Annotated in this window: 12 protein-coding genes and 2 pseudogenes; 3 read left to right on the top strand and 11 right to left on the bottom strand. The window is 47.5% G+C overall.

What is annotated here, in order from left to right:
* Window positions 1-57: 57 nt before the first annotated feature.
* From CDA54_RS09510 to CDA54_RS09500, 3 genes are all read right to left on the bottom strand, one after another.
* Entirely contained in the window at window positions 58-1593 is a 1536-nt protein-coding gene (locus CDA54_RS09510; RefSeq protein WP_229748084.1) for a S24 family peptidase, read from the bottom strand.
* The gene (locus CDA54_RS09505; protein ID WP_099034766.1) at window positions 1590-2189 is read right to left on the bottom strand and encodes a class I SAM-dependent methyltransferase; all 600 of its coding nucleotides are present in this window, start codon (window positions 2187-2189) and stop codon (window positions 1590-1592) included. The genes CDA54_RS09510 and CDA54_RS09505 overlap by 4 nt, the downstream gene beginning before the upstream one ends.
* A gap of 104 nt (window positions 2190-2293) precedes the next feature.
* Window positions 2294-2713 (bottom strand): very short patch repair endonuclease, encoded by a 420-nt coding sequence (locus CDA54_RS09500; protein ID WP_229748083.1) that lies wholly within the window; start codon window positions 2711-2713, stop codon window positions 2294-2296.
* Window positions 2714-2835: 122 nt separating this feature from the next.
* Here CDA54_RS09500 and CDA54_RS09495 point away from each other — a divergent pair, with 122 nt between their 5' ends.
* A complete protein-coding gene (locus CDA54_RS09495) occupies window positions 2836-4395 on the top strand; it encodes a DNA cytosine methyltransferase (RefSeq protein ID WP_099034764.1) in 1560 nt (519 codons plus the stop codon).
* A 74-nt stretch (window positions 4396-4469) separates the two neighbouring features.
* On the opposite strand, the gene CDA54_RS09490 is transcribed toward CDA54_RS09495, so the two are convergent.
* The 6 genes from CDA54_RS09490 to CDA54_RS09465 all read right to left on the bottom strand — a co-directional run bounded on the left by CDA54_RS09490 (window position 4470) and on the right by CDA54_RS09465 (window position 15885).
* Complete coding sequence (locus CDA54_RS09490) at window positions 4470-6131, bottom strand: hypothetical protein (protein ID WP_099034763.1); 1662 nt, start codon at window positions 6129-6131, stop codon at window positions 4470-4472.
* Window positions 6119-7291: a 3'-5' exonuclease gene (locus CDA54_RS09485; protein WP_099034762.1), complete on the bottom strand. Its 1173-nt coding sequence runs from the start codon at window positions 7289-7291 to the stop codon at window positions 6119-6121. The genes CDA54_RS09490 and CDA54_RS09485 overlap by 13 nt, the downstream gene beginning before the upstream one ends.
* Entirely contained in the window at window positions 7291-9147 is a 1857-nt protein-coding gene (drmB, locus tag CDA54_RS09480; protein WP_099034761.1) for a DUF1998 domain-containing protein, read from the bottom strand. Before drmB ends, CDA54_RS09485 begins: the two co-directional genes overlap by 1 nt.
* The gene (locus CDA54_RS09475) at window positions 9147-12356 is read right to left on the bottom strand and encodes a helicase-related protein (protein ID WP_099034760.1); all 3210 of its coding nucleotides are present in this window, start codon (window positions 12354-12356) and stop codon (window positions 9147-9149) included. Before CDA54_RS09475 ends, drmB begins: the two co-directional genes overlap by 1 nt.
* The gene (locus tag CDA54_RS09470) at window positions 12353-14005 is read right to left on the bottom strand and encodes a nuclease-related domain-containing DEAD/DEAH box helicase (RefSeq protein ID WP_099034759.1); all 1653 of its coding nucleotides are present in this window, start codon (window positions 14003-14005) and stop codon (window positions 12353-12355) included. Before CDA54_RS09470 ends, CDA54_RS09475 begins: the two co-directional genes overlap by 4 nt.
* A gap of 608 nt (window positions 14006-14613) precedes the next feature.
* A complete protein-coding gene (locus tag CDA54_RS09465) occupies window positions 14614-15885 on the bottom strand; it encodes an ATP-binding protein (protein ID WP_099034758.1) in 1272 nt (423 codons plus the stop codon).
* A gap of 242 nt (window positions 15886-16127) precedes the next feature.
* Here CDA54_RS09465 and CDA54_RS09460 point away from each other — a divergent pair.
* Both CDA54_RS09460 and ltrA read left to right on the top strand, forming a co-directional pair.
* Window positions 16128-16688, top strand: a pseudogene (locus CDA54_RS09460) (nuclease-related domain-containing protein); the annotation flags it as partial.
* Between the two features lie 976 nt (window positions 16689-17664).
* Complete coding sequence (ltrA, locus tag CDA54_RS09455; protein ID WP_218962393.1) at window positions 17665-18918, top strand: group II intron reverse transcriptase/maturase; 1254 nt, start codon at window positions 17665-17667, stop codon at window positions 18916-18918.
* 537 nt (window positions 18919-19455) lie between these two features.
* On the opposite strand, the pseudogene CDA54_RS09450 reads toward ltrA, so the two are convergent.
* Window positions 19456-20064 (bottom strand): annotated as a pseudogene (locus tag CDA54_RS09450) (Fic/DOC family protein).
* The gene (locus CDA54_RS19580; RefSeq protein WP_180237174.1) at window positions 20054-20227 is read right to left on the bottom strand and encodes a hypothetical protein; all 174 of its coding nucleotides are present in this window, start codon (window positions 20225-20227) and stop codon (window positions 20054-20056) included. The pseudogene CDA54_RS09450 and the gene CDA54_RS19580 overlap by 11 nt, the downstream one beginning before the upstream one ends.
* Window positions 20228-20297 lie beyond the last annotated feature (70 nt).

Raw genomic sequence — 20297 nt, 5'->3', positions numbered from 1 at the left:
TCGCCTTGCTGTAGGTCGGAATTTATTCCGACAAACTCATCACTAATCCCTCATCACTCATAACTGCTCTTTCAGCCGCGCAAAAGGCCGCATAGCCTCCGTAGCCGCAAAATCCTTATAATCCGGGTTAGTAGCATGCAACCAATACTCGCCCTCAGCAGATTTACGAATCACCCGCAGCACATACTGGTTATCACCGGCCTCATCCTGGCGCTCAATGGCCATGGTCTGGCCGGTGATGGAACCGGCATGCTCCGGCGTCACCCATTCCAGCAATAACAAATCGCCATCGGCCACCGGGTTTTTGCCGCCGTTCATGGAATTACCGCTGGCGCGGGCCAGAAAATGACGCTGGGGGTCAAGCACACCAGCGTATTGCTCAACCGAGCGCATTTCGACCTCATCACTGCGGCCGGTTTTAAAATGCCCGCAGGCAATTTTTAAATCCGGGAAATACGGCACCTGATTGGCGGCCTGCTGGTTGATCGGCACCGGCTCAGCAGCGGGTTTTGTTGTAGTTTCTGCTACCTGTTCAATAACAGGCGCGGTATCGGCCGCTCCGGAGTGGGCTATGCCTGCCTCAGTAAAACTGTCTTTAGCCAGCCACAACTTTGCCCCCGTGCTGCTGGCTACCGCATAGGCCCAGTCTGCAACGGCCAGAGACTTTTGCTCATCACAATAGAACCAGGCGCTGAGTGCCTCAGCCAGGGTACGGTTGTGAACCACCAGATTCTGCTCCTGCCAGCGTTCGCGGTGAGGCTGGGCCGCCAGATGATCCCGCTTACTGTTATTGCAGCCGGCATGGGCGGCAACAAAGTTATGGCCTAAATCGGTGGAGTAGCGCGAGAAGGGAATAAAATGATCCACCGCCACATTGTCTTTCATCGGTTTGCGGCAATAAAAGCAGCGGTTTTGCTGGATCTCCACCAACACCGGCGCCACCTTGCTCAGCGCATTACGATCCACCCCAAACAGAAAATCCTGCAACTGGCTCTGCGCCCCGATCAAAGCCTGATTGAACTTAATACTCTGTATCTTCTGCAGCCAGGCATTTTTGGCCAGAAACACCACCAGATCATAAAAACGCCGGAAGCAGTGGGCGATGCCGCCATTAAGCTGAATAAACTGCTGTTCACGGTGATGAGGGTATAAAAAGCACTCTTCCTGCTTCGACAGAATCTGTAACCGCCATAATGGCCCTTCTTTAAGGGTACGCAGCGTGGCCTTATAAATCTCCGGCCAGCGGTCACTGGCCTTAAGCTGGTGGATATTGCGCACACCGCGGCTCTGGCACTCATACAGAATGCTGATCAGTTTGGACTGCCTGCCCGAGTTCTGGCGCAACAAGGCCTCTTCGCCCTGATGCTCGGAAGAAAAGGGCACCGCATGGTGCCAGTAGAGCATAATCAGCTTATCCACCAGGCTATCGAGGGTAATCACCAGCTCACTGGTTTCATCCTGCAAGGGGTGTTCAATGCAAAGATCAGCCAGTGCATGCAAAAGAGCAAACTTATACGTGGCGCTGAAATCTCCCTCAACCAGCATGCGCTGGATATAGGTGATAAAGGCCAGTTGTTGCTGCATATAACTCATTCAGCACCCTGCACATCAGTGGTTTTTACCAGCAGAGCATTCAGCCACCTTTCCTGTTCCCGCCCAGGGCGGAGATCGGCAGTCTGCCAGCTTTCTTTTAACTTAAGAGAAGTAGCATTAATCACAGACTCCAGCCCCGCCTCGTCCAGATTAGAAAAGGTACGGCCATCACGGCAGACTTCCCCCTGGCCGTACTTAAATGAACAATAAAACCAGCCGCCGGATTCCAAAAACGAAGCAAGATGAGCAAAAGTAGCAGCGAGATCGGCATGCGGAACATGCAGCAATGAGGCACAGGCCCAGATACCCTGCACCGGCTCAGACAACGTCATTTCATCAAAACGGCAGTGGCGCACATCAATAGCGGTTAATTCCGAGGCCATAGCAACCAGTTCAGCACTGGCATCAAAAGCCGTAACCCGGTAACCCTGTTGAAGAAAATAAAAAGCATCCCTTCCCGAGCCACAACCGGCATCCAGAATATGCGCACCAGCAGGCAACAATGGCAGAAAGCGCTGATACAGCAACTGCATATCCACATCCACTGTACCCTCAAAAAAAGCCTGTGCATGCTGCTGGTAATAGTCTAAAGACATTGATAAGTTTGGAAAAGTGATGATAAGTCAGTACATTAGCAGGAATATTGTGGTGAGTGCATGACAACGGGATCGTATAGCGGCGATTAGTCGGGGGTGTTCTGTTAAGATTTCTTACCTTCCAGGATTAAAAATTGCCTATCAGAACCAAGCCACGAAGATATCTGATCCGCCAGGGATTCTTCATTTAGTTTGTATTTTCCTTTAAGGCTGCACTCCCACACGATACAAACCCGCCACTCAGAGTCCAACAGTCGTTCCAGATTTTTTTCATCTCTCGTTTTGTTCCCCAGCAGCTTTTCCTTCCACCATTCTGTGCGTGTTGAAGGCCATCGGAAGACCGGGCATTCATGGACATGCCAGAAGCAACCATGGACAAAAATAGCGGCGCTGTATCGAGGAAATACGAGGTCAGGGTTACCCGGCAGGTGTTTATTCTTCAGCCGGTATCTGAAGCCTCTTGCATGCAGCATTCGACGTATCAGAATCTCTGGCTTCGTATTCAGACCTTTAATCGCTGACATGTTCTTGCTTCGGATTTTTGTAGAGTGAACATCTGCCATTCGCTGTCTCAGTTTTTCAAACCTTTGATAGTAATCTGATTTAAATCTTATTATTCTTCTGCAAACTCAGTATTGTGCATCAGATGAAGAAGACCATAAACATCATAGATCTATTCGCCGGTCCGGGGGGGTTGGGCGAAGGATTCAGCTCACACCGGAGTGACGATGCAGAATTCAGAATCCGGATGTCGGTAGAAAAAGAAGAAAGTGCTCACAAAACACTGACGTCGAGGGCATTCTTCCGACTTCTGAAAGGGGCCGGTAAGCAGGATGCATACTTTGATTACGCAGAAGGGCGTATTTCCAGAAATGAGATGATATCCAAACATCCGGATGTTTGGAATGAGGCCCTGCAGGAAACAATGTTCAGGCCAACGGCTTTGGGTGAGGACAATGACAAAATCCGTAGCCGATTATCTGAACTGAAGAAACAATATTCAAATGAGCCATGGATTGTAATCGGGGGACCTCCGTGCCAGGCATACTCACTGGTTGGGCGAGCCAGAAACAAAGGGATAGTCGGATATTCAGCAGAAAATGATCATCGTCATTTTCTGTATCAGGAGTATCTGAATGTACTGACTATCATGGAGCCTGATGTATTCGTAATGGAGAATGTGAAGGGAATTCTTTCCTCAAAAGTCGGCGGAGAACATATTTTCCCAAAGATTCTGGAGGATCTGGAAAACCCGAACCTGGCTGTAGTAACCGGGAATGAGGGCAGGAAATACAGGATTTATTCATTGACTAAAAGACCCGATAAAGAAGACCTGTTGGAACCTTGCTACTCTGACAGCCGGGATTTCATTATCAGATCAGAACAGTTTGGCGTACCTCAGGCGCGGCACAGAGTTATTTTGCTGGGGGTGGCAATGGATATTCAGACAAAACCTTCAGTGCTCAATAAGAAGCCCGTAGTTCCTGTTGAAAGTATTCTTGCCGGGTTGCCTGTCCTGAGAAGTAAACTATCCAAAGAACAGGATCAGCCTATGCGTTGGCGGGAAGTTATTGCCGACTACGTTACTGAACTTAAAAAAGTACTGGTAAAGGAAAAGCGCTTTGAGCCCCTGATAAAGGAAATGAACGATGCAGTTCAAAACCTCAGACATCAAGCACCAACAGTTGGAAGTTCATATCCACTGGCAAATCCAAACGATGCATTACCTTCAGATCTGAAAGATTGGTTACTCAACAGTAGACCGGGAAAAGTGCTGAATCACTCTGCCAGGGGGCATATGAATAGTGACCTTATACGCTACCTGTTCAGCGCCTGCTGGGCTAATCCGAATGTATTCGGAGATAGCGACAAGCCATTTCCAAAGTCAGAAGACTATCCTGACTTGCTGGCTCCGGCTCATGCAAACTGGAAAAGTGGTAAGTTTGCTGACCGGTTCAGGGTACAGCGGTACGGCAGACCAGCCACTACAGTAACAAGTCACATCTCCAAAGATGGACATTATTTTATTCATCCTGACGCGACACAATGCCGGAGCCTGACGGTCAGAGAAGCAGCGAGAATACAAACTTTTCCCGATAACTACTTTTTTGAAGGTAACCGTACACAGCAATATGTTCAGGTTGGTAATGCGGTTCCGCCATTTCTGGCTATACAGTTGGCAGCTATTGTTAGCGATATTATATAGAGTCATACTTTTAGAGTTGTTACTGCTTAATACAATAAATATTAAGAAATGGCATTTACATAGATTATTTAAACTCACTCATGCTCATATTCATCAGCAACTGTAGCAACATGATTTAACAGTAGTTCAAATTCATCATCATCCATGGTTCGCACAATTTGAGTTGCTTCAACAACTATTGCTTCCATTGAATCTGAAACAGCGAAGGAGCAATACATATCATCACGACTATTTCGCAAGAGTAAATCTAAAACTTTATTTTTAGTTAATACTCGCTTTCTCTTGGATCCTTTTAGGTCTTGGCATGGAGAAATAAAGCGGATTACTTCCGAACCTCCAATCAGTGGTTTCACCAGCTCAATATAGACTTTCCGTTTGCGGCCCTTATCGAGAGTCATCTCGTAAGACAGTCTATGCTCCTTGTAGTCATATTGCATATCGTAACGTGTAGATCTGGCGATACTTTGGACGCGGGCCAAGCTTAAATTCTTTTCCACTTTTTGTGAAAACAAAGTAATGCCATTAATCTTGAGGATCTGTGAAGCGCCATATATGGCGTCGGATTCATGCACAGATTCGAAATGCCTATTCCGTATGCACCAAAACGAATCCAATAAACTTTGGCAGAACTGACTATACTGTGAAAAACTTCCTTTATATTCACTCCCAATCCGAAACATACCTGTAAAGAACCCAGACAGGAAATTTGCCACGAGGAACACTGAACTACCAGGATTGATCGATGAATCAGGAGCCGAACGGAGCCGTTCCAGATCTGGACGCAACAAGAACAATAGTACTCCACGTTTAATTATGTCGCCTTTATCGTTCAACTCAGGAACATCTTTTTCGGAATTTACGACCTTTTTGCAGAAGTCCAGCCATCTACTAACTCCCTCCCTATATTCTGGCCTCAATGGTCGTAGTTTTTTTTCAATTTCTGTCAACACATTATCTGGATCAAATCCTCGTTCCGGATAGGTGTTTGATAGGATATCCAGTAAGGCTTTTATAATTTCTCTATCGTCGGTAGGAATAGATGGGATTTTCTCTGGGTCAACCGATTTTGTGTTGCCGAATCCCCAATGTTCAACGCAGACTAAAAGCAAGAGTGTCGCATAATCTACTTGTGATGAATTGGAGTTTGATAATAAATTGAGGCTCATTACTGCGCCGCCAAAGCGGTCTACAAAGTTGATAACTTTTAATGGATCTTCTAGATCTTTTATTTCGTAATCACTCTCCACATTGATAGTGTCAATAGTGGAAGCATCATCCAAAACCTCAAAAAGTGCAGGGTCAGCAATAACATCGTCGGTCAGCCTTAACAAAAAATCATCAATTGCTTGTTGGCTTTTGAGGTAAATCGACTTTATCGCTGATATAGGAAGCGGTGCATTCATAACGACTACCGCTTCTTGATCCAGAATTCTGCCGTTTTCTAGGAAGGTCTCTAGGTGAGTAAAATCAAATTCGATTACAACAGCTCGGTCTTGATCAATATGAGGAAAGGTTTTTGATATGTTGGGTATTCTGGCTTTCCAGAGCGGCACCGCTCCGTTAAATAGTTCACGGCTATCTTTTTTGTAGCGGAACTGCGACTTGGCGGGAACTACCATTCCAGCGCCAAGAAATGACATCAGATTTCGCTGATTAGTTATAAAAAATAGTCGCGACTTTTCTACTTGCTCAAATAATGCAGTTTGATTATTTTTTGTTACGTCTAGATGTCCCATTTTAATGCCTCCTCATTGCTAGCCGGAAACAGCTTGAGTATAGATGGTGGCTCAGAACAATCCGTAAATGATAGCTGTAGATGGGTCCTGGCGCGGCTGATCATCACATACATCTTCATTTTTAAGAATTCTTCATTAACTCCATCATGTTGATAATGCTGCACTTGAGGAATGAACACTCCATCGAATTCGAGGCCTTTGCAACTATGGTGACATACAATGGTAATGGTCCCCCTAGAATAGAAATCTATCGTATCCACATTTCCGCCTGATTTGTATTTCTGCACCTTAAGGCCCTTTGCTTGGGCGAGCGGCTTAATTGCACTGGCGACTCTGCTCTGTACTCGAGTATTTTCGACAATAATACCAGCGGAAAGGTCTTCGTTGTTGTTTAACCATCTCACTATCGACTCCATTTCCTTTTCCAGTGAATCAAATTTGCGAATTACTGGTACTTTCCCAGGCCGGTGCTCGGGAATATCCGGCAGTCCAGTGGACATACCAACGTAAAAATGGCTGGCAAGTAAGGCTATACTTGCTGTATTCCTATAGTTCTCTGTTACCGTATAAAATCCGGCTCCTGGCAAATAAGTTTTAATGTCACTAATAGTAGAGTTCTTCTCCTCTTCCATGCGCTGGTTTTCGTCCGCAAATACGGCGACAACAGGTTTGGGCCTGTCCTGAACAATAGATTTACTGTGACTCATTACCATCAAAAATAGATAAAAGCTCCTAGGGAAATCCTGCCCCTCATCAATTATCAGGTGCTCCCAGTAAAGGCCTTGAGGTCTCAAAGGCTTTTCTTGACTAATTAGTTCAATAGCTTTGTCGAAATTAGGGTTGTAATTACTATGTTGGGGAATCCTAAAACTACCATTTCCCTTGCGCCAATGAGAGTAGACCCATGAATGCCAAGTCTTTGTATCGACATCTATCTCCAACTCTTCGAGTGAGCGTTTGACATAGCGATTAAGTAGCCTGCTGTGCATGACCAAATCTGACTTCATATTCTTTCTTGCCAGAACAGCTGCTCTATATAGTGCCAATACAGTCTTGCCTGTGCCGGGAGGTCCAACACATATAACCGAGGAATCCAGTGGGGCCTCCATGAGGAATTCTTCCTGCTCTTCACTTAGCTCCGCTCGTTTTGGTAGTCGCACTACAGCGTCTCCTCAGTTAATGCGATGAGATTCGAGAAATATCCGAACGGTGTGTCGTTTTGTTCTCCAAACAGTAAACTTCTATCTAGCATGCTATTCGCGTGGTTGCACGCTGTCTCCGCTATCAACGTACATGCATGGCAAGCGGATTTGTTGAGGCCCTGTACACCTTGACGCGGCAGCTCGCTGCAAATTGGATCATTTGAACACCAGCTTCCTCTAAAGAGTGCGGTCTTAACGGTTGAGAGCAACCGTTCAGGCTGGCCTTGGCGCACAAGACCACCCAAGGCTCCCTCACTATCTGCAGAAGCTGTATAAATCAGAATGCCAGCCATCCCTGATTCTGCATCGCTGTAGATCCTTTCGGTAAGCGATGATGACGAGTAGCCACACTCGAAACACAATTGCCTGATAAGTAAGTGAGCAAATGTGTGTAGAAGTACGAACCTTTCAGTCACTGCTGGTAGAAAACCAAGGGTGGTTCTTTTTCGGGCGTCCCTCATTGCCTCCAAAACAGTATGCGGGATCTTCTTCTCCCAGTTATCAAGTGTCTTTGCATTTAGCGCCAAAAAAATCCCCTCGCCATATATCTCGGTTGCTGGTAGCCAACTACTATTGGCCCCAAGTGACGGCGACAATTGGTATTCGTAGCTATGTTCAAGCCGCGAAAAACCGGTCAGGGCAGTAACAATACGAAGTTTTCTCGCCAGTGTTACTGTGGATACGAGATTGCTAAATTCCCTCCAAGTCTTATGCTCACTTTCAGGCAAAACAAACTCAAACTCTTCAAGATTTACTTGCTCAGCAACAAAGTTGTCATTCTGGGTAGCTTTTGGTGGGCTAATAAAGGCATTCCATTCATCTTTTAACAGGTCAGCCGGATCATCAGAATCTATGACATCCCGTTTTTCAGTATCACTCTCAAACAAACAGTTCCAGACGATTTCGGCTGTCACACCAAGTTGTTTCAGATGAGGATCATTTACCATTGGATCGATAAATATCTTGGCGATGGCATCTTCCGGCGAAGCTAAATTTGCTTTGAGATCTAACAATGGTTGCCACTTTTCATGTAATCGAATTTGATCGAAAACATTTGATTGTTTCTTGCCACCGACTCGGATATCTATCGCTGATGTTGTATCAGCAAAATAGGCATTACTGCCGCCACGTTGGACAACTTGTGGAATTTGGTCGCAGTCTATAGAGAATTCCGACTTTTCCCATGGATGCTTTCCCTGGCACCGGAAGAAGCCTTTCAGTGAATCCTTGTGCTGCAACCCATCCAGATCATTTTCTGCAAGACAAGATCGACATGCCACGATCAATGATTGAGTGCCAGCTCCTCTCGTTGGGTCAGATTTATATATCAGATTTTCGTGGCGACAGTCCCTTTGTTCTGCCTTTCTGGCGCCTCTGTGTGCCCATCTGACCCATGGGATATCCATCAAGTGACCGTTTCTACAAACAGCCATGAAACGCATGGGAGCCAGTTTGCTACTCTTCCTGCATTCAGAACAGACCGGGTGAACTCCTGTTTTCTCTTTGGCATAACTCCACTTGTGCATCACTCTGCAATTCGGGCAAAAAAGCCAAGCAGGAAAACGAACGTAGGGAACCTGTTGACCAGCAGAAGCTGCCCCTGGATATGCGGGGCGCCCCGCGACAGGTGCAGCCTTAAATTTATGTACGCGCAACACTTTCTCAAGCCTTGGCAGTCGAATATCAGCCTCTCGTTCTACTCGCCACTTTGAGATATCCATAGCAACGAAGGATTCAGCTCCGAAATCGTAAATTGCGCCAACTCCAAACGGCGTAATAGTTTGTGATTGCCTGATTTTTCTATCAACTGCCATTAGTCTTCACCCCAAACATATATTTTACTTTCCCTATCTACATTGCGCATGGAATTCAGTGTTGGCCAAGGAACTTCTGGCTTCACACTGGCCCCCGGGGTGTATTCTACAATCAAGGGCTTCATATTCGATGAATTACGGGATTCATATCGTAGTTGGATATTACCGTCCCTGGCACATCGGGCCAGATCGGCCCAAGCTTGTACACATTGATCAAGATAGCTATTTACCGAGGCTTTGGACGTAGAGTTCGTTGGGTCTGCCGCCAGCATTCGGGAACGCAATGTTTCTATCGCGTCGGCTACAGTAGGTTCATCAGGGTCGAAGCGTTTCGCGCCATCTATGCCAGACAATCCGGCTGCATACCGCATCACGATTATAAGGGCTGCATGTAATGCCCTTTCCATTGCTGGTTGTGCATACGGTGTTACGCTCGTCGGCTCAACAGCTCGATAAAGGGCCTGGTGATAGGGAATGAACGATTCATACTGGGAGCGGTCCCTAGCCTTGTTGTTTGGATACAAGGCAACCACTAACCCGGGGATGATGTCACGACCAACGCGTGACGAAGCTTGAATGTATTCTGCTGTGGTTTTGGGCTGCCCGTTCATCATAATAAGCCCGAGCCTTTTAACATCGACACCAACTGAAAACATGTTGGTGCACGGTAACATGTCTATTGCACTACCACTCTCTCTATGAGTTTTAAGTGCTTCAAGTACCTCGGGTATTTCTCTTGAGGGGATATTTGCCGACATTTCTGTAGGTTGAATTTTTCTGGCTCTCGACCTATCTTGGGCAATCACCTCAGCTCTCTTCGGAATATCATCGAGCGCCATTGTCATGGTTTTACCTAACTCGCGTCGGCTGTTGTGAAACACGACCTGAGTCCAGTAACCATCTGCAGCTTTGGCTCCCAGAGGTACGTCTATAACCGACTGTGCAAGCGCAGCACTGGTTTGAACAAGGGAAGTGACAGGGGTGTGGTACTGCCCCATGATACCAACGTAAAGCCTGCCGGGATTCTCTGCCGATGAATTTTGTTCTCTTGAAAACCAAGAATCTTCCACCCGCATACCGGCCGGGGGGAAAATATTGCATGGTCTCGCATACAGCCTCTCCACCTGTTCATCTGCGCGACGAATTGTTGCAGTAGCTGCAATGTATTTTGGGTTAGCACCATGTCGTCTCATTACAACGTCGATAGCTGCTTCATAAATTCCAGCAATCGTTCCTAAGGGACCTGATATCAAATGCAATTCATCTTGGAGCACGAGCGACGGTGGCTTGCGCTGGTGGCGACCTCCATTAAAGAATGAGCTCGGCTCATCTCGCCATGCAAGTCGTGCAAATTTGTCGATAGTTCCGATTAGAAATGAAGGTGGGGATGCGTATAATCCTTCATCCACAACTTGGACCGGTATCTGGTTATGAAAATCGCAGGTTTCTGTTGTACAGAAAATTTCAAAGCTAGATGCGGAAACCCTGAAGCCATATTTCTTTGCATTATCGCTATGTGCTTCAGGGACAAGGCGCGACCCACACCAAGGACAAGACAGTAATTGGAATGGATTTTCAGGTTTAGCTGCTTCACACAATTCCTTGAAGACTTGGTAAGCGCCCGGGGAAGTATCTGAGTCGTTGCTGAAAGTGTTAGGTGTTGTACCTTGTCCAACCCAGAGACCTAGGGAGAACGGTTCATTTCCCCATGCCTCAGAATCCTTCCTGCGAAGGGATTCGCATGCACATATCATAGCGGCGGCACGTTCGAATTGTTGCGTGGTCAGTAAACGAAGGGTATAGCGCAGGAGTATTGCAGTACCTCCGCCAGTCTCACCGAACTGATAGCGCCTGTGAAAAAGTTCGAACGCAGTAACAGCAAGATATGCTTCTGTCTTGCCACCACCAGTAGGAAACCATATCAGATCAGCTAGCTCCCGGTCATCAGAGTTTGAATTGCCAACTGACTCGATAGCTAGAAGCTGAAACGCTAGTTGGAAAGGCCGCCAGCGATAATTACTCCATGCGAACTCTGTGTAATCTGGCCTCTCGAATATAAAACTGTTTGCAGCTTTCTGTGTGCCGCCATAACCTTTTCCAGAGTGAATCATTTGCATAAGCATGGCTTGGTTTGCCAATAAGAAACACTGCTTGGCGCCTTCATTATTGTTTAAATATTCCAGTCCCTTTATCATTCGCGCAACAGAAATTTCTAGCCTGCGACCAATTCGTTCCGCGGCATTCTCTAAACCATTAGGGGCATTAAGAGAAAGTTGTTCTGCAACCCAGCATTCATAGCTAGTGATAAACTGAGTCAGCAATTTGTACTTTTCTTGCCAATCAACAGAAGAGTCGGCGAGGTATTGGAGCGAAAAAACCTTGTTGTTCGAGAGCTCGTGCCCTTCAGGCAGATCGGCAGTGACCGGTGGTACTTCAAACTCGGGGATAAAGGCCGTTTCAATCCAAGGCGCGACATCATAATGCCGATCGGTAGGCCAGTTTGCTGCACATCCATGTCCAATAGCAAAAGTCCTCTTATTTTGATAGATCAGTGCTAACTCTTCCTCTTCTTCATCCCACGAAAACCTGTTTGGCCCCGGATAATTACCTATAGCCCCGCGTTCTGCTTTACAACGCATCCACACTTGATGCAAAACGTCTGTAGGGTTCAGTTTCTCGTCCGCATGTCTCGGATTAAGGAGCGTTACAGTTACAAGATGACCACTAGACATTTTTCGCCATCTGGACACGACATCGACTCGGCCGTTGAGAGTACCGCGTGCAGTATTGGCTGCACCCGCATCAAGAGTAATCGTGTAAGGCTTCTCCCTAGTAGCTAGCGGCCGTCTTTCCCATTTACCGTCTAGAAGTTCGTATACGGCGGCTGCGAGCTCAACTGTGACTGTAGGGTTTGTTGATTCAGAAGTGACAAAAAAGGACAAACCAATAGATGCCGGCTTTAACTGATACGCGAGGGCAATAGGGTCGTCTTCAGTTTGATCACCCTCTTCCTCTCCTGATAAGTCTCCCATACCGACCCCTTGCGGGAAAACAGCACCCATCAGATAGTAAGTATGGGGAACGTCCTTCTTAAGTAGTGCTTCATTGTCACCATTGGAGGGTCCAACAAGTTTACGGTTCAGATAATCTACAATTGCCTGCCTGTCTAAAACCAGTTGTGTTACCGAATCTTTGTTACTTGCGCTCATAGATCTACATCCTCCAAATAGGCCAATAATGAACTGGCATTCTCTTCTCGGCACCGATTAAACCATTCCCTTTCGGATTTCGGTATAGACATCCAGAGAACTGTATTCGCACGGGTCATTGCCACATAAAGCTCATTAGTTGCATTGGAGTGTTTAAGCAAAGCTCCCAGATCCAGTATCATCACGTACTTATTCTCTAGTCCCTTGAAATCGCGAATCGTACTGAATGGTAACGCAGTATCAAGCCACCTTTCTCCGAAACTCTCATTGATGATTGTAATTTTACGACGCCAGCGCTTGTCCAACTGCTGTGCACAGCTCTGCTCATATGAAAGCGGGGACAGAAGTACAATGTCACCTGGCTTTACCCCGTCCTCGTCAATCCACTTGCTAAGTTGAGTTTCAACGAGAGACACTAGGTGAACTCTGCTGTCATGATCAAGCTCCTTCTCCAAGACTGGCAAGCCGTCACCCAAAACCTTGCACTTGCCGATGTTGCCTCCTGTAAAGATCAACGTATGTATGGCTATTTGTTTGGTGTTTCGACAGTTTCTTGACAGTGGAACCTTGGTTCCACAACTTTTGAGATACTCGGCAGCGTCCACATCCATCTGAGCGTAAAGCGAGCTCTGGTTATTTGGATCCATAAAGAAATACCATGAGCCATGACTCATGCCATTTTCAAAAAGGGAGTCAATCACTGAAATACTATCCATATCTAACATGTCCTGGCCTTCATCCACAATTAGGCAATCGAAAATGGAAATATTGTTGCGTGATTCTTGTAGTGTTGAGAACTTGACGACTTGGAACTGTGCACCTTTTAGTTCGTCTCTCACAAAGGATGTTAGGACAGGGCTTCGACATACAAACAGGACTCGTTTGCCTGAAAATGCCAATCCCTTGGCTGCTTTAATTGCCACTAATGTCTTTCCGGTGCCAGCCCCACCTTCTACAACAACCTGCTTATTGGCTATTATCGTATCAACGGCTAGGTACTGCTGTTCCGTTAGACTGATCATTTGATCCCAGCTCTCACCTACACTTGCTAGGAGAGACTTTTCTCGGTCAAACTCCTCTCTCATTGCACTGCAGAGTACTGCCACTTCATGATCTGTGAGGCGCTGGTTTCTACCTGTGCGCTCGGTCCAGTACCTGTAAAGTTTCTCCAGCCATCGACCTAAATTTTTTCGATCCCAGTCTATTACATCAAACACCTCTTCCTTGGTTAGTTCAATGCCAATGTCACCGAGTTTTACGTCTGGAAACATCACGCCAAAACCGAAGTTTACTCGTTTGAGGTTAATATCCAGCGGTTTTTCCTGAAGCATTTTCTCAATAGATATGCGAGCACTTGTCACCTGTGCAACAGGACTTTCCTTTAATCTATCATCATTGTTATTTCTGTCACGCGTGTACCAGATCCCCCCCTTTACTGACAAACGTCCGCCTTTGACTTCAAGAACGAGAATTCCTTTATTGGAGACTATAACGAAGTCCGCTTCAGAGAATTGTTTTTTCTGGTGTTTGGGTATATTGAGTGAATGGAAAACAGTTGCACCCTCAAAGTTGGTTCTTTCAAAAGCTTGAAAAAGCTTTCTTTCGGCATTGCTATCGAATCTATAAACGACTTCAGGATTCATTTTCATTTTTTTGCAACCTCAATGTCGCAACGCTTTGTACCAAAAGTGATGGACACTATGCTAAGTAAGTACTCTAAGTTAACTAATATGTACTTTATCAGCTTCTATGACAATTGCATGTTATTGCCTGGCAAGCGGCGCAGCGTGCGATGCAGGGAGGGCGGGATAAGTGAATCTGCTTGATGGGTGGAACTTTGCATCGTAGTTGCCTGATAAAGATTCCGGCGAATCCATACCTTTGGTTACTCTGTTGTCGGGTTTATCCAGCACCTCTGGTTACTCATTTGTCGGGCTAAAGCCGCGATCTACAAAAAACAGAAGGGGCTGGACAGGTGCCGGAATGACTGGTGCAGGGCCGGAATGACGGTGAGGTTTTGTCATGCCCGAAGGCTGTTGTCTGGCATCCAGTGCCTTTAGATCTATGAGTTACAGGGCGCTGGATTCCCAGCAACCTTTGAATTATCTATGTGCTGGCCAAGAACCTCGTACTATCACAGGTGCTGGACATGCCCGCCTGCGCAAGAATGACAGGGAGTGACGGGTGACCGTTTCTGTCACTGCATATATTCGGCGGGTGGTGCTGGCACCGCCGGAGAATTTTGGCCGTATGTCGTTTATTTGGAGGCGGAAGGAGTCAGCAATGAAATCGGCACTGCAAAGAGTTTTTCACCAAAAGGCAGAATCGACTCGCCATCGTAAAATACTACGCCCGCGGCAAATGTTTCACCACAGGCCTGCTTTAATTTATCCAGCCCTCTGAAGTCCTTCTTCGTCACCGTAGCGGCAGCTTTGATCTCAATTCCTGCCAGTCTCCGCCCTTGTTCAACAATAATATCCACTTCGACTTTATCTTTGTTACGAAAGTGGTAAAAGGCCAATGGCTGATCGTGCCAGTCTGCATATTTGCGCAGTTCCTGATAAGTAAATGTTTCTAAAAGCTGGCCGAGCAGTGATTTATCTTGCCACAAGTCCTGACTGTTAACCCCCAACAACGCGCAAGCTAAACCTGTATCGGATAGATGCATCTTGGGTGTTTTGATCAGTCGGCTTAATCGATTGCTGTGCCAGGGTTGTAGCTGTTCGAGCAGAAATATTTGTTCGAGAAGTGTCAGATATTCCCTGATGGTAGGGCGGCTAACGGCAAATGGGGATGCTAAATCAGCAGCATTGAATAAGCGGGCGGTTTGCCCGGCAGCCAGGGAGAGTAGTTTTGGCAGAATCTCCAGATTGCGGATACTGGCAATATCCTGCACATCGCGCTGGATAATAGTTTGGATATAGTCTCGATACCAGACACTACGGCGTTTTTCACTATTGCGAGCGATAGCGGCAGGATAACCTCCTCTACAAAGTAGTTGAGCAATACCCGGCCCCAATCTCGGATAGCCTCTTTGCGTGTTGGCTTCCAGAGGTATAGTGTTCTGCTCAGCATTAAAGAGTGCCTGGAAGAATTGCGGTCTATAACCGGCAATTTCAGTTTGAGTCAGGGGGCGCAAATGGATGATTTCCATGCGCCCGGCCAGTGAATCGGCCAGCTGTGGTAATAGCAGCACGTTGGCAGAACCGGTCAGAATAAACCTTCCGGGCTGGCGGTTGCGGTCAATACTTGATTTTATCGCTGCAAAGATTTCAGGTGCACGCTGAACTTCGTCAAGAATGATGCGTTCTGGCAGGCTGATGACAAAACCTACAGGGTCTGTTTTAGCGGATTGCAATTGGTTGTCATCATCGAAGCTGATGTAGTCATAATCAAGCTGTTTACCAACAAAACGGGCCAGCGTGGTTTTACCGCATTGGCGGGCACCATGTATCAGTACGGCGGGGGTATCCTGCAATGCTTCAAGGAGTGTGGATTGTGAAAATCGATGATACAGGTTGCTATCCATTTGTAGATGGGTGCTAAGGAGTCTACGGCTAAGATTAGCTTGGAAAGCGTCCAAATGAAAGTTTCTATTCGTCTATATGAAAGTTAACATACGTCTGTATGAATATTTTGGTCCGGATAATAGTAAATTGGCTCTTGTAAAAAGCGCCACCCTGAGGCTGGGAGCGCAGCATTCTTTCGTATTTTTGCATAGACTAAGAGCATTGATATCGGAGGCTGAGGAATCCCCACAAATAATTCATAAATTTCAATCATCTTACCAAGCAAAGGCTGGGCCATGCCGCCGAGTTGGCTACTGCCGAAGAGTTATTGCAACTGCAGGCGAAGGGCTATCAGGTATTTCATGATATTCAGGCCGAGAAATTTAATATCGATCATCTGGCGATTGGTCCCAATGGTGTGTTCGCTATCGAAACCAAGGGCAGGCATAAGCGCCATGCCGATGCTTCTGCCAACGCTAAGGCAAAGGGAGTAAAAGGCCATGAGGTGGTTTATAAGTCCGGCAAGCTGGAGTTCCCCTCCTGGGTTGAAGTAGAACCCATTGAGCAGGCCCAGCGGCAGGCTAAATGGGTTAGCCAATGGCTAAGCAAAGCCGCTGGTATTGAGGTTAAAGCTGTGCCTGTTTTGGTTTTTCCCGGTTGGTTTGTCAGCCGTGGTTTCCGTGTTCCTTTCCCTATTCTGAATCATAAACAACTCGCCTCGACCTTACCCAAATCAGGTAATGCCAGTTATAGCCAGGAGCAGATTAACGCCATTGCTTATCAGGTGGCTCAGCGTGCAGTGCAGGGCGAGCGAGATAAGTGATTTTGCCTTGTGGTTGAATTTTACGCTGTAGTTGCCTGATAAAGATTCCGGCTAATCCAGCACCTTTGGTTACTCTGTTGTCGGGTTTATCCAGCACCTCTGGTTACTCATTTGTCGGGCTAAAGCCGCGACCTACAAAAAGCAGAGGGTGCTGGGCTAAAGCCGCAACCTCCAAAAACAGAAGGGGCTGGACAGGTGCCGGAATGACGGGGGGTGTTGCCAGGTGTAGCCTGCAAGAAGCGGATTGCGGGGTAGTGAGAATGCCGCATTTACCCGGATTGCGCTTCGCTCCATCCTGGCTACAAAAGCAGCGTCATCCTGACGCACGTCAGGATCTTTAACCTCCCCTGGTCATCCTGATGAAAATCAGGATCTCGTGCGCCCGTCAAGGCGCGATATCAGCATGGTGCAAGTCCGTGTCGGGGAAAGCCAACTCCTCGTAACCAAAGGTAACTGCGTCACTGCGAGGTGGGGTAGGAAGCAACCGGCGGTGAACCGGCAGTCCGCAGGATAACGAACTCGATTCGGCGGGGTGATGCGACGAGCCTACGGGATCATGGTGAAGTCTGAAACTCACCCAACACGCTGTTATGGCAAAGCGATGCTGGGGCATGCCACGTGATTGGAGGCGGAATGTCAGGAAGGTATCGTGAGATAAGCGGGGAGACCTGTCAAACGAGGTGTGCGTTCGACAGGAGTCAGAGCCTTCATAGTAGCGCATGACGGCAGGGCTTACACCGTTATAACCAGACAACACTGGAGCAAAGCACAGATGTGTACCCATCGCGGAAAAAAGGTGTAAGGGGTGCCAAAGCCGTCAGAAAGCGTCAAAGAGTAAAAACTGACGTTAGCGAAGGGAGGCAGGAAGGTGGATGTGTGAAATTCAAAAAAGAGGTAGAGCATGAGCGAAGCGCCGGGAGTGTCCGCAAGGACTAAACAAGACGCAGAACCCCAACACCAGCGCGACTGGAGTTGGGTGGAAACTTCGATTTGGACACCACGCATGTTGACGGCGCTGGAACACGGCGTCAAAGGAGGCAAGTGGTTTAGCCTGATAGACAAAATCACCTCAGCCACAACGCTACACAGTGCATGGACAAAAGTCCGGCGCAAAGACGGTAAGGCGGCGGGAGTAGACAAACAAGGCATAGAGCACTTCGCAGCCAAGGCCGAAACCTATCTGCAAGAGCTGGAAGAGGCGCTGAAAACGGGCACCTATCGTCCGCAGGCAGTTCGACGCGTCGAGTTGCCAAAGGACGGAGGCGGAGTCAGACCACTGGGTATACCCACGGTGAAAGACCGGATGGTACAAACAGCGGCAAAACTGGCACTGGAGCCGATATTCGAGCACCTGTTTCTGCCATGCAGTTATGGGTTCAGGCCGGGGCGAAGTGGCAAAGATGCGTTAAGGGACGTCAATCAGAAACTACAGGCCGGTTACCACTGGGTGGTGGATGCCGATTTGCAGGGATATTTCGACAGCATTCCCAATGACAGGTTGATGGAGCGGGTATCAGAACAGATCAGCGATGGTCGTGTTCTGGAGCTGTTAAGAAGCTGGCTAAAACAGGATGTATTACACGGGATGAAGCGATGGACGCCAACGGGAGGCAGTCCACAGGGTGCGGTAATCAGCCCCTTATTAGCGAACATCTACCTTCACCCACTGGATGCGCTGCTGACAAACAAAGGCTACCAGATGGTACGATACGCAGACGACTTTGTTGTATTGTGCCGTAGCCAACAGGAAGCGGAACAAGCCCTGACGTTAATCCGGGAATGGGTCAGCGATAATGGCTTAACCCTGCACCCGGACAAAACCCATATCGGGAATTGTCTGGAAAAAGGGCAGGGGTTCGACTTTCTGGGATACCGTTTTGAAGCAAGGCGGCGATGGGTTCGCAAGAAAAGTATGCAGCGCCTCAAGGATAAGATACGGAGCAAGACAGGGCGGTCTCGAGGCAACAGTCTGGCCTGCATCATCGCCGACCTTAACCCGATGTTACGGGGCTGGTTTAACTACTTTAAACACGCCCGCAGAACAACATTCAGGGCAATAGACGGTTTCGTCAGGCGCCGACTCAGGGCGATATTGCGTAGGCAAAACAAGCGCTCTGGATTTGGGTACTGCCTGAACGATCACAAACGCTGGCCGAATGCCTTCTTCGCTGAACGAGGGTTGTTCACCTTAACCACAGCCCACGCTAAGGCGAGTCAATCACGAAGTTGAAACCACCAACTGGAGAGCCGTATGCGGGAGAACCGCACGTACGGTTCGGAGGGAGGGGAGCATAAGCTTCCCTACCCCTATTGTCGGGCGATTCTGGTGGTTGAATTTAACCTTCTCTGCTGTTTGGTTTGATAAAGATTCCGGCTAACAACATGCCGGAATGACGGGGGCCCGGAATGACGGTGTGTGGGGTCGGGATGACGGTGAGGTTTTGTCATGCCCGAAGGCTGTTGTCGGGCATCCAGTGCCTTTAAATCTATGAGTTACAGGGCGCTGGATTCCCAGCAACCTTTGAATTATCTATGTGCTGGCCAAGAACCTCGTACTATCACAGGTGCTGGACATGCCCGCCTTCGCGGGAATGACCGAGGGCGGCATTTTTTTGTCTGAATAAATTTCGTCCTGTAGCAAGGCGAATGAATTCCATCCTTCGGTTCGCGAGACAATACATCCCTGTATTCGCTTTCGCCCCTACAAGGTTCTGGGTATGCCTGCCTTCGCGCAAATGACGGGAGAAGCGTGATGATCTGGCGTGGATCAGAAAGAGTGTGTTTTGGATTCGGATATTGCTCTGTCGATGATGTTCATTAAAGGTGTCAGGTTGAGGTTTACCCCTGCGACATTGGCTTCAATCCACTTTTCCTGGGAAATTTCTGGCCAGGTTACTTCATACCCTAATGTGAATATCATTTCTTCAAAAAAGAATCTCTGAGCCCGGCCATTACCTTCCCTGAAAGGGTGCAGTAAGTTTAACTCACAAAACAGATCAGCAGTCTGACCTATCAGTTGTTCACGAGATCACGCCTCAATCAGGACAGGAATGGCTTTGAAAAGCCTTTCGGCTTCAGGCTCAATGCGCTGACAGTTGCAAAACCGAGTGGTACCTTTAGAAATGTCTACATCACGCACTTTTCCGGCCCATTCATATAGATCCTGGAAAAGATGATAGTGAAGTGCTTTAAGGTGTTTAAACGTGAAGTCGCTGATAGACAATTGAGGTGATTGGTAGGTGCGATATCGTTCCGCAGTGAATTCTGCTTCTGCTTCTGCCAATGTGTCAGCTTCGCGAATATTCAATAGGTTTATTAAGACATCCGAGTCAGGATAACAATACTTGTCCTGTGTTACGCCATACTTATCGCGCATATTTGCGTTTTAGATCCGCAATACTTTGGTTCTCTGGGTTTTTCTTCAGCGTCAGCCCCTCATACATCAGGCTGGTTCTGAAGTTATCCATTTTCGGAGTGAACCGGGCTTTGGTCTTTGCCGAACTGACTGTCTGTTGCTGAGTCTGCACTGAGTCTGTCATCTGCCCTCCTGTTTACCCCAAATTATAACTCTAACAGGCAGGTTGTGTCATGTGGATTTCCGCTTGCGCG

The sequence above is a fragment of the Lacimicrobium alkaliphilum genome, from assembly GCF_002591895.1.
Classification (GTDB): domain Bacteria; phylum Pseudomonadota; class Gammaproteobacteria; order Enterobacterales; family Alteromonadaceae; genus Lacimicrobium; species Lacimicrobium alkaliphilum.
This window is presented reverse-complemented; position numbering and strand designations above follow the sequence as displayed.

Coding starts and splice junctions, on each gene's coding strand:
- CDA54_RS09500 (WP_229748083.1), bottom strand. CDS start 2,713: ATGTCAGCGATTAAAGGTCTGAATACGAAGCCAGAGATTCTGATACGT.
- CDA54_RS09510 (WP_229748084.1), bottom strand. CDS start 1,593: ATGAGTTATATGCAGCAACAACTGGCCTTTATCACCTATATCCAGCGC.
- CDA54_RS09465 (WP_099034758.1), bottom strand. CDS start 15,885: ATGGATAGCAACCTGTATCATCGATTTTCACAATCCACACTCCTTGAA.
- CDA54_RS09490 (WP_099034763.1), bottom strand. CDS start 6,131: ATGGGACATCTAGACGTAACAAAAAATAATCAAACTGCATTATTTGAG.
- CDA54_RS09505 (WP_099034766.1), bottom strand. CDS start 2,189: ATGTCTTTAGACTATTACCAGCAGCATGCACAGGCTTTTTTTGAGGGT.
- CDA54_RS09495 (WP_099034764.1), top strand. CDS start 2,836: ATGAAGAAGACCATAAACATCATAGATCTATTCGCCGGTCCGGGGGGG.
- CDA54_RS19580 (WP_180237174.1), bottom strand. CDS start 20,227: ATGACAGACTCAGTGCAGACTCAGCAACAGACAGTCAGTTCGGCAAAG.
- CDA54_RS09470 (WP_099034759.1), bottom strand. CDS start 14,005: ATGAAAATGAATCCTGAAGTCGTTTATAGATTCGATAGCAATGCCGAA.
- CDA54_RS09475 (WP_099034760.1), bottom strand. CDS start 12,356: ATGAGCGCAAGTAACAAAGATTCGGTAACACAACTGGTTTTAGACAGG.
- drmB (WP_099034761.1), bottom strand. CDS start 9,147: ATGGCAGTTGATAGAAAAATCAGGCAATCACAAACTATTACGCCGTTT.